We start from the raw sequence: 16,188 nt of genomic DNA on the forward strand, positions 1-16,188 counted from the left end.
TCGAAGAGGTCCTGCCCTACGAAGAACTGCACGTGACCCTCCCGCAGACCCTTGTACCACCGATCGGATTCGGCACCGAACGGGCCACCGGGCAGCGGACCGCCTTCCTCGCCGGGGAACCGGTGACGCTGACGGACCAGCAGCGGGCCGGTCTGCCCCAGGGCACACCGCGCACCGTCAGGTCCTGGATCGATGAGAGGACGGGCAGCAACGGCGAGGACGCCTCGCTCCAGGTCACGATCACCGTGCCGGAGCCGGAGCGGCTCATGGCACCGCCGGTGAGTGAGTTCATTCAGCTCCTGCCGCACAACGCCGGCACGTCCCCGCGGACGGTCGCACCGCAGGCGCCGCAAGCAATCGGACCGCGGGCGACGGCACCGGCACCGGCACCGCGGACCCTCTCGGCACCCGTGCCCCAGGCACAGGAACCCGCGGCAGAGCAGACGCCGCGCCCGTCGGCAACGGCACCCCTGCCGCTCGCCAACCTGGGCTCCTCGCCGGCCCACACACGCAGCACCGCGCCTGCCCGCACACCGGGCGACGCCCGGGAGACCGCCCCGGCCGACTCCACTTCGCTGGTACCACCCGTCGACAACCCTGAGCTGGTCCGAGGACGGCTCCAGGTCATCGAATGGGCTCCCTCCGGCACATCGGAGAGCGCCGGCGCGGCGCTCGGCCAGATCCGCTACTGGATCGGCACCGTGGACACCGCGGCGCTGACGCCGGAGAACCCCGCGAGGCCCCTGCTCTCGCCGGACGGACAGGGCGGTGGGCAACCGCCGCGTGTCCTGCACCTGAGCGGCGCGATGTTCATGGAGGATCCCGAAGACGGCCAGGAGGTCATCAGGGCGCTGCTGCGAAGGGCCGCGGGCCTCACCGCGGGCAACAGCCTCGCTCCCGGTGCCGACACGGTGCTCGTCGAGACCAACGGCGTGATCCTGACGCCCGGGATGCTCACGGGATACGGGTTCGTGCGGCTGGGCGACAGCCCGCTGTGGCACCAGACCGGCGACGGTCTGATCGCCACGATGAGTACCCACCCCGCCCCGGAGAACTTGACCGTCGAGAACTGCGAGTCGATGCGGCGGTGACAACGGCCTGGGGGCGCTCCGCAGGGGCGCCCCCAGACCCCTCCACACTCCCCGCCGCCGCACCAGGTCAAAGACCCCCAGAACAAGGCCAAGGCGCTTTCTAGTGGTCATTGCAGCACATGGTTGTGTTGATCAGGCCACGATTAGTTTATGCAGGCGCTCGGCTGGGGCTTCCCCGGCCGAGCGCCCGGTCGTTGACGGATCTATTCCTACTGCTTATTGATCATTTCAGAATGAGTTCGGAGTCGTCGTCCCAGGCAGATGATGCTGCAGACGAGTTGAAGGAGGCCGAGGTGCAGGTCGGCGCGTACCTCGTAGCGGGTATGCAGGCGCTTGAACTGGTGGAGCCAGGCGAAGGTCCGCTCGACCACCCAGCGGGTCTAGCCCGAGCCGGAACCGTGTGGGTGCCGCCGCGACGGGCGATGAGAGGCTTGATCCCACGCTTCCACAGCAGGCGGCGGTACTTGTCGAAGTCGTAGCCTCGGTCGGCAAACAGTCTGTGTGGGCGTGTCCGCGGACGTCCTCGCAGGCCCCGGATCGGCGGGATCGCGTCCAAGAGCGGCAGGAGCGTCGATCAGCAGATCGCCATCTGGGCCGTTCTCGGCGCGGGTACCGTCGCCGCCCAACTCTGCCGCAGTTTCACCCAGTCCTCCTGACACCCGTCCGGCCCGGGGCGCACCGCCCCGGGCCGCGGGCCGAGAGAAGGAGACCGGGGTGGTCCGCCCCCTGAACAATCTGCCGTCCGAAAGGTGACTGGCTCGCTTCGCCGCTGACCTCCGAGCTCTGCGGCTGCGGGCTGGCAACCCACCCTCGCGGAGATGTCCCGACGCTGCGGCGTCTGCATCGCCACCCTCTCCGGCGCCCACGGCGGCACGAAGCTGCCCACCTGGCGCACCCTGCAGGGCTTTCTCCGCGCCTGCGGCGCGGACGAAGCGACCCTTCGCTCCTGGCACGCGCGGTGGCGCAACCTCCGAGCCCAACGAGCCACCGAGAACGCCGGCCCCGCGGCGTCCGTCCGCAAACAATGGCTCCGCCACCACGAGTTCATGCCTCCTCGGGTGAAGACCGGAACGGAGCTGGCTAAAGCCCTCGATCAGCTCCGACGGCTTCTGGGCTGAGCCTGCGGGACCTGGTACGGCGCAGCCACGGCTTCTCCCACCACACCCTCGGCGTCGCTCTGCATGGCGACCGTCCGTTGACCGCCGACCTCATGGCCGCCGTCTTCGCTGCCTGTGCCCTCTAACCGCCAGAGCTCATCCGATGGCTGGAGGAACTCGCACGAGTAGAGCCCGGCGAGCGTGTCCGCGCCGCACACTTGGGGCACGCCGCCGCGCAGCGGCACAGGCGCCCCAGACTCCCCGTTGATCCACTGCGCCGCAAAGCCCCGGATACCACCTTCCAGGACCTTCACATTGCCAGATACGTCGCCACCGCAAGAAGGAACGGCTAGCCCCCGCCCGTCCACGAGGGGGCGACATCCGCAGTGGAACTGGTCCGATGGCGACGCCTGTGCCCTGGGCGACGAGGACCTAGCTGGAGCAGGCCCGGTTCGTCGTAGCTGCCAACACCTCGGCCGGCCGCACGGTCATCCCTCGCTGCGGGGCCTCCCGCCCGGAACGGTCCGGCACCCGAGCCGGGCGACGTCGGCTTGAGGCCCGCAGCCGCGCCTGCCCGACCGCCGTCTCAAGGCGCTCCAGAGCCGGGCTGGGCGGTCGTGACCCGGGTCGCGTTGGCGAGGGCGCGGGTCAGGGGCAGGCTCGGGGGGAGAGAAAGGGCCGGCTGATCCATCCGGGCAAGCTGGGCACGTGTCCCGGCAAGGTGGCGGGGTTGGCGCTGAGGAGGGCCAGGTCCTAGGCAAGGCGAAGGGCGCGGCCGTCGAACCCGTAGTCGTCCTCCTGCTCGTCGGGCACAGGTGAGCAGTTGGCCGCGGCTGACGAGTACGTCGGAGGCCGCGTGCAGCTGGTCGGCGGCGAAGCCGGCCAGACGCGGGTTGCTGTGGATTCGGCGGGCGATGTGGTGCAGGGGCCGGCGGGCGGTCACCTGCGGGTTGAACAGGTCGGCCAGTTCGGGTAGGCACAAGGCCGGAAGGCAGGAGAGGAGCAGTTCCTCGCTGAGAGCGGGCGCCGGGTCGGCAGGGAGCCCTCGCCATCCGGGTCGGTGGGGCCGAGCCGGGCGTCCTCGAGGGCCTGCGTCTCGGCCTCGTCCAGCAGCAGGTGCCGGAAAGCCGCCCCGAACACGAGATGCGCGGTGAGCTGCGCCCACCGCTGGGGCACCGGGCCAGCATCGCCCAGCCAGCGTGGCCGTCCAGCTCAAGCGACCAGTCCTTCGAGAACGCGGACACCGCCTCCAGCCCTCTTCGGGCTCGGGGTGAAGAATGTACGCTGGCGAGCGGGGTGAGGCAGGCTCCCAGGACGGCGTCGAGCAGTTCTGGCGGCACGGGCGGGCTGGCGCGACGCCCTTGGTGCGGGTGTAGCGGTCGGGATCCCAGTCCCCGACGACCTGTTCCACCTCGTGGTCAGGCAGGCGGGGAAGGAGCGTGATGGCCGCATCGACCTGGTCGGGGTGGCGTGCCAGAGCGGAGGTCAGCCCGGCCCAGGCCTGGCGGTGCCGCAAGATGGCGGGCACATCGGCGGCGGTCACGGTGCCGTCAGCCGCCAGAGCGGCCAGCGTCTTCTCGTCGGCGCGCACCAGGCGCCGCGGCCCAAGCCTTCTGGCGAAGACGCCGCTCCATGACCAAGATGCACCAGGGGGTGGTCACCGTGGCCCGTCCATGGGTACGCCGCAACATCGGTGGACGGCGGCTGTGGGGCTGGATGCCATATGTGGGCGGTTCCAACCGCCGCTGGATTCTCGAAGAGCTCGGCACGCGGATCCGTCCGGAGTGGAACAAGCCGGCCAGCCGGTGGGAGATCGCCCGCCCGCACCTGCGCGCGCTCGCCGAGCGGTTCGGCGAGGTCGACGTGTACCTGCAGTTCGCAGACACTGAGCGATGCGACACCCGCTGCCAGGAAGCGCAGGGGGACGACTGCACCTGCTCCTGCAGGGGAGAGAACCACGGCGGAGCTGCGTACTGGCGCACCTGGGCCTTGGTGGGCGACACCACTCTGCTCGACAGCGCACGCCGCGAGCGCTACCTGCGCATCCAGACACGCGCGAGGAGGCCGCCGATGGAGCGGAACGCGCGATAGCAGCGGCCACATGCGATGGATCTTGATTCGGTGCTCGATGCGGTCGGTGACGACGACTTCGGAAGTAGGGAGAGCCCTTGCGCAGTTGACCGCTGATCATGCCGAGTGGGGGCGGCTGGACGTCACCCTGGATGATCTGGGCTGTGGTCGGTCATGGGAAGAGATCCACCGCGTGCGGAGCGTGGAGCTTGCGTCCCCGGAGTGCGCGGGGCAGCTGCGAGCCCCGTCTGGCCAAGCTGGAGACCCGGCATTTCTACCACCGCATCGAGCCGCCGTCGTGCTCGTTGGCGAACGAGTCGCTTGAGCACCATCTCCTCAAGCTGGAGTTTACCGACCTGCTATTTCCTGCCCTTGTCCCTCATTTGGAGGGCGTCTGAGCCCAACCCGTACCGGTTTACCAACCGTCTGGGTTCTCTCCGCTACAGGGGAGTCGTGAGTGGAGGGGCGAACCGGCGCGAAGCGCGATGGTCCTGGGGGATCTCCGGGTACAGCCGATGAAGCGTGCTGGGGGCGGCTGGTCGTACACGATCGTTTGGCCGGACGGGTCGGTCGACGAGGAGGCTGATGGCTTCCTGCGGACCTATGAAGGTCGTGGAACGCAGAAGACGTACGCGTACCACCTGGTTGATCACCTTCGGTGGCGGGTGCGCGAAGGGCTGTCCACGTCCGCGGTGAGGTTGCTGGATCTGCATCGGTATATGGGGGCGGTGGGAGCGAAGGTGCCTATGCCGTGGGGCCAGCCGTGGCGGCTGCCTCCGAAACGTCCGTATGGCTCGTCTGCCTTGCAAGTTCTGTCCGCGTGTCTGAAGGCGTTCTACCTGTACCTTTGCGCCTCGGACGGGGTGAATGAACAGCTGCGGTCGGAGTTGGAGATTCGCCGGCTGCCGACGCAGGCTGACCGGGACCGGGCCTTGCTAGGCCATGCGATCCGCTCAATGCCGACCAACCCGCTGGCGCCGAAGCAGGGCTCACGGCCGCGGCACCCGAAGATGCTGCCGGGCGGATTCCAGGAGACCGGTCTGCACTTGGTGGATCTACACCTTCGGGAGAACGCTGACTGCGGTGAGTGCGTGCGTCCCCACCTGCACGTTTGTCACCGCTGGGGGAATCCGAACAGGGCGGCCGCGAAGATCAAGCCGGACTGGGAGATCGTCGATGGCGTGGTCACCAAGGGGGAGAACCACCGGGTGAGCCCGGCCATGGTCAGCAGCTACTTCAAGTACATGACGACGGAGTACGCGAAGCACGCTGCCGGCCACGGCATGCTGCTGATCCAACTCGCTGGTCCCCGGCGGGGAGAACCGTGGACTGCTGATGCGGCCGGGGGAATGCTGCGACGGGCAGGCCGCAGAGCCGGGCTGGCCGGGCGGGTGACACCCAAGGGCTTTCGGCACGAGTTCACGAACAAGATTCTCGATGCCTCTGGCGGCGACCCGATGGTGGCGAAGGCTGCGGGGAATTGGGCCTCGGCACAGATGGTTGACGAGGTTTATGGTCACCCCGACCTGCACTCACCCGAGTTTGCGTCCGCTCTCCAAGCGGTCTGGGGTGAGGAGAAGTGACAGTTGCGCTGCCCGTCACACTGTCCGTCCTCGACCGCCAGCCCAAGAGCCGGGAAGTTGCCGACCGGCTGGAATTGCTGGAAACACTGATCGCCGCACCGTCGTTCGACCCTGTCCTGCGGCCGGACGCCATTCAGGTCCCCGCCGACCACGCTGTCTACGGATGGTTGTGCAACGTTCCGGGCTGCCAGCGCGGAGAGGAGACGATGCATGAGTACTGCAACGTTCACGAGGGCCAGTGGCGGGCCTTTCGGGACGCCGGCGGCAGCGTCGCAGACTTCTTGCGGACCGCCGAGCCTCTCCAGCCGCATGCATGGGCCGATGCCCCAGTTTGCCTGGTCTGTCCGGAGGTTCCGGTATGGAGCCAGAAGACAGGGCTGTGTTTCCTGCACGCCGACCGCTGGAACAAGAAGTCCAGCCACTGGCGCCGGGCCAAGGGGACCGAACTCGACATCGAGGAATGGCTCACCCAAGCCCAGCCGCTACCCCCCTTCGGGGCCTGCGTGGTCACGGCCTGCCCCAAAAGAGCTGACCACCCGATCAAGATGTGTCGGCGGCACAAGAACCACTATCTGCGCGAGGGAAGCCCCGGCGGGGCCCGGCTGCCAGTGAACGGGGGCGGTGGCTCCTGGACCGCGGCAAGGCCATCGACCTGCACTACGACGACGAGACTGCCTTCCGTCGTTGGTGCCGGCAGACTCCCGCTCTCGTCCGGTCGAACGGCAAGCTTTCGCTGCTGGGGCTCCGGCCGCTGCTGAAAGCGGAGATCAAGTGGACTATGGCCCACCACGCTGGGCTGCCAGATGCTCCACACTGGCCGGTGCGATTCATCCAGCGTCTGGCCACTGAGGCCGGCAAACAGGACGCCCAGTCGCTGGTGGATCTGGATCTCGATCAGCTCACCAACCATCAGGCGAAGATCACCCGACGCATGCTCCGCTACCTGCGGCTGATCTACTTCACCCGGCAAGACACCAAGGACGCGGGCTTCATCGAGATCCTCCACTTCGGCAAGAGCTACCGCAACCGTGAGAGTGCCATCGACATCTCGGCGGTGACCCAACGCTGGCTTCGCGACTTGCTCTGGGAGCGGATGGCGGCCCGGCTGTCCGCACCGGACACCCCCGCAGCAGGAACTTGTTCGACTACATCCGCCGCGGTAGCGTCGAACTGAGTGCCTACCTGGAGGCTCAGGCTCCATCCGGCGGCCACGACGTCAGGGCGCTGGCCAAGGCCCACATGGACGCCTTCGTGACCGACCAACGACACCGGGCCGAGCACAAACTGTTCGGTCTGGGCATCCACAACCGGATCGGCGGGTCCCAGGCCAGCGTCGTCACCCGCGGCACCCTCGCCACCGTCTTCGCCGGTGTCCGGCGAGTGCTGAGGATGGCGATGGACACCGGCTTGGCCGAGGAGACCGGGCTGGTCCGCGGCTTCATCGTCGCGGCCCCGCACGGCACCAACAAGGCCCGTCGCCGCTGCCCGTTCCCTGACGCAGCTGCCCGAGCCCTGGCCGCTGGGCGCAACCTGCAACAGCTGGACGCCCTCGACATCGAGGGCCGGGGCCTTCGGGACATCTGGGAGGCCCTGGTCCTAACCGGCCGCCGATGCAACGAGGTCATCAACGTCCGGTTGGAGTGCCTAGGGCGGCTCAACAGCCTTCCCCTCTTCTGGCATGACCAGACCAAGGTCGGTAACTACGACGAAGCCATCCGCATCCCCGAACGCCTTTACCAGTTTTTGGAAAAGCGACAGGAGAAGACCGTCACGTGATTCGTGCACCTCCACGGTCGGCTTCCCACCAGCGCCGAACGATGCCAGATGGCCTTGTTCAGCCGCCGGTCCGGATGGGTCAGCACGCGGTGAGCTACACATGGTTCAGCACGGCCTTCCGAAGCTGGGTCAGGGACCTGGACATCGGCCACCACGTCGCCCATCAAGCCCGTCACACCCTCGCTACGAATCTCCTGAAGAACGGCGCGAACCTCACACACGTCAAGCGCTACCTCGGACAAGTCTCCGAAGCGATGGCCGAGCACTACGTCCACCTCGCCAACACTGACCCCAAGCTGGAAGACGCTCTCCAAGACGTCTGGGTCGCCGGCCCCGGAGCCCCCGAACCCGGCCTGGTGCTGTCCGGCGGCGAGGCCATGCTGGTCGACCTCACCCGCAAGCCCACCCCCGCCGAGGGCGGCTTCTGCACGTTCCAGCCCGTCGTCAACGGTGACGCCTGCCCCTGGAAGCTCAACTGCCACACCTGCGACAAGTTCGTCCTCTCCGGCGCGGACCTCGTCTTGATGCCGTGACGGCGATTCAGTTGCGCACCCGGAAGGAAGTGGCAACGCCACAAGAGCCAGAGCAGCGACGACAGGTCGAGCGAGACGATGAGATATCAGCACCCGGCATCATGCCGAGCCAGCGGAACCAAAATGTTCAGGTCTTCTGCCGAGGGCTGGAAACAACCACACCCTGACCGCGAGGCGCTGTCATCAGAAGTGATCAGGCACGCAGGGCTGCGCTGCGGGTGACTTGCATTCCTTCACTTACACGGGTGATAGGCCCAAACCAAGGTTGGTCTGGGCAGGGACCTGTAGGGGGCGACACTGATCGCGTCGGCCCGGTGAGCTGCGGCGGTCCCTGAGTCGTGGCGAGGAGCCCGAGGTGCCAGCGCATCATCGCGCGCATTGCCCCGGGCCTGGCGGCCCGGGGCACGACGTGTGCAGGCCCGGAGTTGCGGAGCGCCTTAGGCGCTTGTGGGCGGGGGTACTGCCATACGCCGCCGACCTGGCCGGAAGCACCATGGTTCCCCTGACAGACGATGAGAGTGTCAGGGCTACCTCGACGCGCATGCCGACCGGCCCTCGAAGACGCAGCGCTGGCTCGACCCAGCACGGCGGCTGCATCCGCCGCGCGCGTAGGCTACTCGCATGATTCGCGCGGTGGCCTTCGACGTCGGAGAGACCCTGATCCGCGATGACCGCACCTGGGCAGCTTGGGCCGACTGGATCGGCGTCAACCGCCATACTCTGTCCGCTCTGGTCGGTGCGGTGGTCGCGCAGGGACGGGACAACGCCGACGCGTTGCGCCTCATCGAGCCAGGCATCGACATCGCGGCCGAACGAGCGGCGATGGAGCGGGCAGGCTGCGGGGAGGTCTTGGAGGAGACGGATCTCTACCCCGACGCCCGTCCTACGCTGGCCGCACTCCGGGACATGGGTCTGCGGGTGGTCGTCGCGGGCAACCAAACGGCCCGGGCCGGACAGATGCTGCGCTCTCTGCGGCTTCCGGCGGACGCCGTGGCCACGTCGGAGGAGTGGGGGACAGCGAAGCCGAGTCTCCAGTTCTTCGCGCGCACCGTCGAACTCGCCAGTGCCCCTGCGGATGAGGTGCTGTACGTCGGCGATCACCCCGTCAACGACATCGCGCCCGCGCGGGTGGCAGGGCTCCGCACCGCGCACCTACGGCGGGGGCCGCTGGGGCACCTGTGGGCAGATTCGGAGCAGGCGCTTGCGGCCGACTGGCGCCTGGACGGTCTGACCGACTTGTTGGACGCGCTCCGACCTGGATGAATCGGCCCCGCTCCTGGCACGCGGCCGCCTGGCCTGTACCTCAGCGTGATGCCGCGGGTACTGTTCGGAGCGAAGCGTGCCGAATGGAGATCTCATGCCCACCGTCATTTACCGCGGGTTGGGCCCACGTGTCGCCTACGCACGCCGCGTCGCCAACCTCACCCAGGTCGACCTCGCTCGCACTGCGGGTATCGCGCTGGGAACGCTTCGTAAGATCGAGCGTGGGGAACGCGGGGTCTCAGGCGGAATCCTCGAAGCCATCGCCGCCGCCCTCGGCACCGATCCTGCCCGGCTGCTGCCGGACCGGGAGCGCCCTGAGGACCACGTGCATCAACAGATGCCCGAACTTGCACCGGTGCTGGCCGAGTACGAAACCCCGGAGGACGGCCCGATCCGCCCGCTGTCAGCCCTGCGGGAAGCCGTGGGAGCAGTCGTCGAACTACGACTGGGGGCGCAATACGCACGGATCGCCCGCATCGTGCCGGGCCTGCTCGCCGAGCTGTGCCGGGCCCTGCACGCGGTGCCCGATCGTGAGCAACCGGCAGTAGCGCGACTGCTGGTGGACACCTGCCGGGCCACCGACGCCGTCGCCTACAAGCGCGGCGCACAAGACCTCTCCGGCCGACTCCTGGACCTCATGCGCTGGGCCGCGACCTACGCACACGACCCGATCGTGGACGCGACCGTGGCATACGTCCGCACCGAGATCCACCTCGCCGCCCACACCCATGCCGCAGGCCTCCGCGCTCTGGAACAAGCCCTCGACCGGGCGCCGCGCACCGCGCCGCCCGTCGCACTGGCAGCCCGCGGCGCCCTGCACATGCGGGCCGCGGTCCTCGCCGGCCGGTACGGCGACCACGATGCTGCGCGCCTGCATCTCGACGACGCGCGTGCCCTCGGCGACCGAGTCCGTGAAGGGGTCTTCCAGGGCACAGCGTTCGGCCCCGACAGCGTGCGCGTACACGGAGTCTCGGTGGCCGTGAGCCTTGGAGACGCCCACCTCGACCGCGCGCTGCACCTGGCCCGCGAATGGAAACCGCCGCAGACCCTCCCGGCCGAGCGGCGCAGCAGCTTCTACATCGAGATGGGACGCGCGCAACTGTGGGCTGGCCGCCCGGACGCTGCATTCGAGGCGCTGAAAGTAGCGCGGCGGATCGCACCCCAGCACACGCGCGAACACCGATGGGTGAAAGAGGACGCCGCGACGCTCCGACGCCTCAAGCGGGCCGACGCGAAGGCGCTGACCAACTTCGCCGAATGGTGCCACGCCAGCACCTGACCACCCCAGCCCCCGAACCCGTGGGAACTCATCAGTACCCCTGCCAGGGGTACTTCCAGCACCCCGACACCACGAACCTGTTCCTCGCCCTTTGAGGCCAGAACAGGAAGACGAACCATGACCACCATGAAGGTGCCACCGCCCGCCTCGCCCGATCTCAGCATCGCCCGGCTCCACGGCGAGGCGTGCTTCTGGTGCGGCGCCGCACACCCTCCGCTCACACTCGCTGGCACGGTGTCCACCCCGGTTCACTGCGGCGTGCACATCTGGTACATCGTGGCCTGCCCCCAACACGCCGACCGGCGGCCACAATGACCCCACGAAACGCCCCTCAGAAAGACCTGCCCGTCGACGTAGAGACGATCAGTGTCACCCTCCGCCGCGCCCTGCGGCTGGGGGCGACGCGTCCTAGCCTCACCACCCTCGCGGACCTGGAAGTGCTGCTGCGGGGACACATCGCCGTCCTCCTCCTGGACGCAGAGAACGCCGTCGGACATCAAGACGAAACCGCCCGTCGCCTGGCTTCAATCCGCGCTCAGCTCGGCCGCGGTCTCGGCGCAGGACGGCTCTCCGCCCACGTACAGGTCGCCGCCCTCGCCCAGGACTGTCAATGGCTCCTGAAGCACCGAGGAGAACTCCTGCAAGCGGGAAACCAGGAATGACGCAGAACCCCCTCGTCTACATCTACGACCGGTCCGCCGGACACAGCGCCCGACACCTCCTGGAGCAACGCCTCATCGGCTGCCGCACAACTGCCCGCCGGAACGGCTGGGAAATCACCGGCATCTGGACCGACCATGGCACCGAGGCCATGAGCCATCTGCCATGTGAACGCTCCGCCTTCTTGGAACTCGTCCAACAGATGAGGGCCGACGCCAGCACAGCACGGCGCCAGCGGATGTGCCTGGTGCACGACTGGGGCCGGCTATCCGCAACGGGCACAACGCGGATGGTATTCCAGCAACAGGTTGCCGAGGCCGGAGGCTGCGTGGTGACCACCTTCGGTCAGAGCGATGTCTGCTGGGAGGCCCGAACCCCCATCAAGTAGCCCGCGCCACCCTGCCTCACGCCGCGTATCGCGCGCACACTTCAGCGAACCGCAGATGTACTGGTGGGCTCTGGGCCGTGCGCAGGGCCCACCAGGTACTGCCGCCGACGGACTGCAGTTACTGCGCCTTCGGTGTCGGGCCCTCGGACTGCTGGGGCGGGTGGAGGAGTCGCCATCGTCCGGCGGTCCAGGTGAGTTTCAGGGTCTTGGTGTACCAGCTGGTGGTGACGGGCTTCGGTGAGTGGTGGCCGGCCAGTCCGATGGCGCCGAGGGACCAGACCCTGACGGTGGCGGTGTCGCCGTGGTACGCCGTCACCTTGGTGTCGAGCGGTACGTCGCGGCACACGAGGGTGTAGCCGTCGGGTGCGGCATTGTCGTCGTCCAGGCCCAGGGGCTTGAACGCGCCGGCTGTGTAGGCCTGGTCGAGGTTGCGGCGAAGCTTGTCGACTGCCCCGGGGACGTATACGTCCTCCAGGATCTCGTCGCGGTCCGTCTTGCTGAACATCTTCTCCGACCCGATGAGGGAGACGATGTCGTCGGCGGCCTGGCGGGCCCCCTCCTGGGTGTGCGGGCGGTACGCCGGTCCCGTGTTGGTGCCGCCGCGGTTGACGAGGGCGATGGCGGCGAGCAGCAGCACGATGACGCCGACGCTCACGACGAGTCCGGGCCCGGACTTGCGCTTCTGACGCCGCCAGGGGAGTGCCGGGGCGAGTTCCGCTCTCGGCACGGACAGTTTCACCTCGTGGACCGGCTGGTCCTTGTCATGCCTGCTCATGCCGTTTCCCCCCTCGGCTCCGTCTCTCGGCGCAGTGTGTCAGTGCGAGCTCGTGTAGCCCACGTAGGTCCCCACGATCGTCGCGACCACGAGAAACCAGAAGCACCCTTTGGGCGTGAAGCGCATGGTGAATTACCTATTTCTTGTATGTTCACTTTTCGTCGCCTGTGCCGGTTCATGGCTCGTTGTGATGGCTGGGCCTGAGCTCCGGGCCGGGACGGGGATTCGGCGTGGTGCGGGACGGTTCGGGTGAGCGGCTGCCGTGCGCGGCAATGCCGCTGGCCGCCTGCGTGGTCGGCTGCTGCGGCACCGGCTGGGTGGCCTGCGGTGTGCGGTCACTGTGTGCGGAGATGCCCTGCTTCAGGGTGCCAACGGCAGAGGTGAACGCGGGGCGGGCCTCCGCCTCAGCGTGGCGCTGGGCCTTTTGCCGCTCCATGATCTGGTCACCCATACCCGGGACGAACCGGCCCACCGCGACGGTCGCGATGATCGCGAGCACGATGACCGCCAAACCGGAGACGATGGTGCTGAGCTCGGACGAGGTACCGGTCTGCGTGTTGCTGATGGCGCTCGCCAGCATCAGCACGATCACCATGATCGGCTTGGCCATGATGATGGCCCCCATCAGCCCGGCCCAGCGCCGGACCTTCGGCCACAGCTGCTTGTTGACAACGCCGGTGTAGACGATCGGGCCGAGGGCCGCACCGACGTAGAGGATCGCGGTGCGCAGCGCCATCTCCAGCCACAGGACGCAGGCCGCGACGATCGAGGACAGCGCGGCGATGATCTGGACCAGAGCCGGACCGAACCCCTCACGGCCCTGCAGGGTGTGGGCGAAGTCGCCGAAGAACTTGTCGTTGGAGCCGCCGGCCTTGGCGAGGACCTCCGCGACACCGTCCGCCGCGGCGGTCACGATGTGAAGCGCCAACGGCGTGAAGGCGCAGGCCAGCACCGCCATCCACAGATAACCGATGGCTTCCCCGAGGGCGGTGGTGAAGGGCACCCCGCGGAAAGCCCGCGTCATGACGGCCCACAGCCACACCAGGAGCGTCAGGATCGTGGAGGCCGCGAACACCAGCGCGTACTGCTGCAGGAACGGCTTGCTGGTGAAGTCGACGGTGCCGGTGGCGTTCACGGCGGCGCTGAGCTGCTTGACCACCCAGGCGGCGCCGTCCGTGCACGACTTCGTGATCGCCTCGAACGGGTCGAGGACGCCTCCCGAGCCCGGATCCAGTGGGCTCGAGCCCGCCCCGGGGCTCGGAGCGTCATCGTCGCAGGTGTCACCGATCGGCCCTGGAATGGCCTCGCAAGGACTGGACGAGTCGCTGGGCTTCGGATCGGGGGAAGGGGCGGCCGGTGCCGCCAGGACGACACGGCCGACCGGGACGTCGGCGGCCGCGGAGGCCCCGGCGGTGCCGAGCACCAATACCGTGGCCGCGGCCAATGCTGCGGCCACGCGAGCACCTATTGCTCGTACGGACACCTGGGCCTCCTCGAAACGGTGGTCACCGGGCCAGCATGGCGGCCGGTGGGCGGTGTTGGCCATGCCCTCCGGGGGCGTGGCTGCGGGTTCCGGCCGGGCGCGCGTCTCATGCGTCCAGCCGGGTCAGGAGCGGCGCGGTGCGCTCACCGCGGACCGAGGTGACGGCGACAACAGCGTGCTGGGCGGGCAGTTCGTGAGCGAGGTCGGACGCCGACCACCGCTGGCGGCGTTCCTGCTTGACTGTCACGGACTGGGCGGTGACGTGCCGGCCGGTGACGATCTTCCGCAGGCCGTGCATGACCCGGGTCATCGGCTCATCGGCCACCAGCTGCCGGTCGGTGACGGTGCGGGTCTCCACCCACGCCTCACCCCAGGCCTCGCTGACCGGCGCCGCGTCCCAGGTCGTGATGCCCGCGCACACGATCTGGCATCCGACCCGGCTCAGCAGCGGCCGCCGCAGCGCCTCCGGCACGTCGTTCAGGGTGCGCAGGGCGAGCAGCACTCCGGCATGGTTGTCCTGGAGGCGCTGCAGGCCGCGCAAGGACTGGGTGGTGACGGTCTGGGCGGCGTCGTCCAGGACCAGGGCGGCGAAGAGGCCGCGGTCGTCGCGCGCGGCGGCGCAGGCGCCGAACTGGGCGAGGACGAGGCGGGCGATGATACGGGCGGCCTCGGCGTGCGCGCGCTCGGGCAGCTCGATGCGGATGCGCACCGGCTTGTCGAGATGGCGCAGCGCGTACATCCGGCGCAGGGCCGCGCCGTCGCCGTCGCGGGGCGGGGTGAAGAAGCCGGCGAAGGCGGGGCGGTCCAGCAGCGCGATGCGGTTGCCCAGCAGGGAGACGATGTCCGCGGGCTGCTGCCCGTACGCCTGAAGCTCGCGGAGCTGGGCGAGATGCTGCGGCCCGTCCAAGGAGGCACGCAGATCCTCGATCGTGTCGGGGACGCTCAGCAGGTCGCGCAGTTCGGCGACGTCGGGGAAGCGGTCGTGGGCGGCGCGGAAGGGGCCCAGTAGCTGGGCGAGCGCGGTGGCCGCGCGTCGGCTGTCCCCGCCGGGCAGCGTGTCGGCGACGTCGCCGACCAGTGCCTCGGCGAGCATCGCCCCGGCCATGTCGGGGTCCTGCGAATCGGCGTACAGGTCCAGCCCGTGCCCCGCTACCTGGGTTCCGGCGCGGACCACGGCGTCGAAGTCGCCGCGCTCACCGCCGTGGTCGGAGGAGGTGACCCAGATGACCGCGGCCTGACCGGCCAGGGCCTGCAGGCACAAGGACTCCACGACCGGGCGCACGAGGCGGTCGGTCGCGGTCGCCGGCCCGAGCACGACGGCAGAGGTGCCCAGCAGACTCGGGTCCAGCGCCACCCCGGCGTCACGGAGTTCGGTCGGGTTGCGGTCGTCGTCGGCGACCACCCCGACACGCACCTGCCGGGTGTGCAGGTCGTGGTGCCCGGTACGGCGGGACAGATCCCGCTTGCCCGAGCCGTGCGGACACGCCGCAGCACCGCGGTCGAGGATCTCCCGGACGACATCGGTGCGCGGTCGGGACTTCCACGCCTGGGTGATGCGCGCGTGGTCGACATCCGTCACACGGCCGGCCCTCAGCTCCCGGTGCAGCAGCTCGGCGGCATCCGCCGCGCCGTCCGCCCGCAACTCCGGCCACGTGGACGGGTCCTCCTGCGGAGACGGTGGCGCAGCCGCCTTGCGGGTGGTCGGTCGCCCGCCCGCAAGGGCCCAGGCGCGGCGGGCGAGTTCGGGCCAGCGTCCCAGCCGCCCGAAGACGGCCACCAGCAGCAGCCCGACCATGCCGTAGTAGAGGTAGCCGGCGATGGCGTAGGCCATGGTGCCGCGCCAGTCGTCCGGCACGAGCGCGTAGAACGGCCAGAGCCAGTACTTGCCCAGGTAGCCGTTCCACAACAGCGACCACAGCAAATACCCGGCAAGGAAGGACAACACGGCACCCCGGACCAGCTGCCTCAAGGGCACGAACGCCGGATCGTCGGCCGCACGGGGCGTGTGCCCGGCACGCCAGATCCCCGGAGGCACCTCCGGGCGCGGCAGTTGCAGCCAGGCCACAAGCGACGCAGACGCAGTCGCCGGTGGCGGCTTCCGGGGCATCGGCGGACCGACGGGCTGCGCCAATGCGCTCGGAGGCGCCGGTTCCCGCCCGACCTCGTGTTCCGCCATGTCCGCCCCTCGTC

General features: G+C 69.0%; 15 protein-coding genes and 2 pseudogenes. 13 read left to right on the forward strand and 4 right to left on the reverse strand.

All coding sequences use genetic code 11. From position 1 onward, the window contains the following. Positions 1-1,091 (forward strand): annotated as a pseudogene (locus tag ACZ4M8_RS29590) (hypothetical protein); the annotation flags it as partial. 209 nt (positions 1,092-1,300) lie between these two features. Here ACZ4M8_RS29590 and ACZ4M8_RS29595 read toward each other — a convergent pair. Continuing rightward, a pseudogene (locus tag ACZ4M8_RS29595) lies at positions 1,301-1,659 on the reverse strand (transposase); the annotation flags it as partial. A 250-nt stretch (positions 1,660-1,909) separates the two neighbouring features. Here ACZ4M8_RS29595 and ACZ4M8_RS29600 point away from each other — a divergent pair. From ACZ4M8_RS29600 to ACZ4M8_RS29655, 12 genes are all read left to right on the forward strand, one after another. Continuing rightward, positions 1,910-2,209 carry a hypothetical protein gene (locus tag ACZ4M8_RS29600; protein ID WP_467613034.1) on the forward strand — a complete coding sequence of 100 codons (300 nt, stop codon included), beginning with the start codon at positions 1,910-1,912 and terminating at the stop codon, positions 2,207-2,209. Between the two features lie 1,611 nt (positions 2,210-3,820). After that, positions 3,821-4,279 (forward strand): hypothetical protein, encoded by a 459-nt coding sequence (locus tag ACZ4M8_RS29605; RefSeq protein ID WP_467613037.1) that lies wholly within the window; start codon positions 3,821-3,823, stop codon positions 4,277-4,279. 494 nt (positions 4,280-4,773) lie between these two features. After that, the gene (locus tag ACZ4M8_RS29610; protein WP_467613040.1) at positions 4,774-5,841 is read left to right on the forward strand and encodes a tyrosine-type recombinase/integrase; all 1,068 of its coding nucleotides are present in this window, start codon (positions 4,774-4,776) and stop codon (positions 5,839-5,841) included. After that, the gene (locus ACZ4M8_RS29615; protein ID WP_467613043.1) at positions 5,838-6,599 is read left to right on the forward strand and encodes a hypothetical protein; all 762 of its coding nucleotides are present in this window, start codon (positions 5,838-5,840) and stop codon (positions 6,597-6,599) included. The genes ACZ4M8_RS29610 and ACZ4M8_RS29615 overlap by 4 nt, the downstream gene beginning before the upstream one ends. Before the next feature lie 119 nt (positions 6,600-6,718). Then, complete coding sequence (locus tag ACZ4M8_RS29620) at positions 6,719-7,015, forward strand: hypothetical protein (RefSeq protein ID WP_467613046.1); 297 nt, start codon at positions 6,719-6,721, stop codon at positions 7,013-7,015. Next, positions 6,979-7,617, forward strand: a complete 639-nt coding sequence (locus tag ACZ4M8_RS29625; RefSeq protein WP_467613048.1) for a hypothetical protein — start codon at positions 6,979-6,981, stop codon at positions 7,615-7,617. Before ACZ4M8_RS29620 ends, ACZ4M8_RS29625 begins: the two co-directional genes overlap by 37 nt. Before the next feature lie 89 nt (positions 7,618-7,706). Next, positions 7,707-8,150, forward strand: coding sequence for a tyrosine-type recombinase/integrase (locus tag ACZ4M8_RS29630; protein WP_467613050.1), 444 nt, complete (start codon positions 7,707-7,709; stop codon positions 8,148-8,150). A gap of 621 nt (positions 8,151-8,771) precedes the next feature. Then, positions 8,772-9,413: an HAD family hydrolase gene (locus tag ACZ4M8_RS29635; protein ID WP_467613053.1), complete on the forward strand. Its 642-nt coding sequence runs from the start codon at positions 8,772-8,774 to the stop codon at positions 9,411-9,413. A gap of 94 nt (positions 9,414-9,507) precedes the next feature. Then, a complete protein-coding gene (locus tag ACZ4M8_RS29640) occupies positions 9,508-10,692 on the forward strand; it encodes a helix-turn-helix domain-containing protein (RefSeq protein ID WP_467613056.1) in 1,185 nt (394 codons plus the stop codon). A gap of 117 nt (positions 10,693-10,809) precedes the next feature. Beyond that, positions 10,810-11,007, forward strand: coding sequence for a hypothetical protein (locus ACZ4M8_RS29645; protein ID WP_467613059.1), 198 nt, complete (start codon positions 10,810-10,812; stop codon positions 11,005-11,007). Next, positions 11,004-11,354: a DUF6415 family natural product biosynthesis protein gene (locus ACZ4M8_RS29650; protein ID WP_467613062.1), complete on the forward strand. Its 351-nt coding sequence runs from the start codon at positions 11,004-11,006 to the stop codon at positions 11,352-11,354. Before ACZ4M8_RS29645 ends, ACZ4M8_RS29650 begins: the two co-directional genes overlap by 4 nt. Further along, positions 11,351-11,740, forward strand: a complete 390-nt coding sequence (locus tag ACZ4M8_RS29655; protein ID WP_467613065.1) for a recombinase family protein — start codon at positions 11,351-11,353, stop codon at positions 11,738-11,740. Before ACZ4M8_RS29650 ends, ACZ4M8_RS29655 begins: the two co-directional genes overlap by 4 nt. A gap of 118 nt (positions 11,741-11,858) precedes the next feature. On the opposite strand, the gene ACZ4M8_RS29660 is transcribed toward ACZ4M8_RS29655, so the two are convergent. The 3 genes from ACZ4M8_RS29660 to ACZ4M8_RS29670 form a co-directional block, all read right to left on the reverse strand. Beyond that, positions 11,859-12,515, reverse strand: a complete 657-nt coding sequence (locus ACZ4M8_RS29660; protein WP_467613067.1) for a hypothetical protein — start codon at positions 12,513-12,515, stop codon at positions 11,859-11,861. Between the two features lie 175 nt (positions 12,516-12,690). Then, positions 12,691-13,971 carry a hypothetical protein gene (locus ACZ4M8_RS29665; RefSeq protein WP_467613070.1) on the reverse strand — a complete coding sequence of 427 codons (1,281 nt, stop codon included), beginning with the start codon at positions 13,969-13,971 and terminating at the stop codon, positions 12,691-12,693. A 133-nt stretch (positions 13,972-14,104) separates the two neighbouring features. Further along, positions 14,105-15,943, reverse strand: a complete 1,839-nt coding sequence (locus tag ACZ4M8_RS29670) for an ATP-binding protein (RefSeq protein ID WP_467613150.1) — start codon at positions 15,941-15,943, stop codon at positions 14,105-14,107. Positions 15,944-16,188 lie beyond the last annotated feature (245 nt).

This window comes from Streptomyces sp. NPDC027185 (assembly GCF_055567035.1).

What these genes read in the sequence shown, in the direction of transcription:
- ACZ4M8_RS29600 (WP_467613034.1), top strand. Translation starts at nt 1,910, where the DNA reads ATGTCCCGACGCTGCGGCGTCTGCATCGCCACCCTCTCCGGCGCCCAC.
- ACZ4M8_RS29605 (WP_467613037.1), top strand. Translation starts at nt 3,821, where the DNA reads ATGACCAAGATGCACCAGGGGGTGGTCACCGTGGCCCGTCCATGGGTA.
- ACZ4M8_RS29610 (WP_467613040.1), top strand. Translation starts at nt 4,774, where the DNA reads ATGAAGCGTGCTGGGGGCGGCTGGTCGTACACGATCGTTTGGCCGGAC.
- ACZ4M8_RS29635 (WP_467613053.1), top strand. Translation starts at nt 8,772, where the DNA reads ATGATTCGCGCGGTGGCCTTCGACGTCGGAGAGACCCTGATCCGCGAT.
- ACZ4M8_RS29640 (WP_467613056.1), top strand. Translation starts at nt 9,508, where the DNA reads ATGCCCACCGTCATTTACCGCGGGTTGGGCCCACGTGTCGCCTACGCA.
- ACZ4M8_RS29645 (WP_467613059.1), top strand. Translation starts at nt 10,810, where the DNA reads ATGACCACCATGAAGGTGCCACCGCCCGCCTCGCCCGATCTCAGCATC.
- ACZ4M8_RS29650 (WP_467613062.1), top strand. Translation starts at nt 11,004, where the DNA reads ATGACCCCACGAAACGCCCCTCAGAAAGACCTGCCCGTCGACGTAGAG.
- ACZ4M8_RS29655 (WP_467613065.1), top strand. Translation starts at nt 11,351, where the DNA reads ATGACGCAGAACCCCCTCGTCTACATCTACGACCGGTCCGCCGGACAC.
- ACZ4M8_RS29660 (WP_467613067.1), bottom strand. Translation starts at nt 12,515, where the DNA reads ATGAGCAGGCATGACAAGGACCAGCCGGTCCACGAGGTGAAACTGTCC.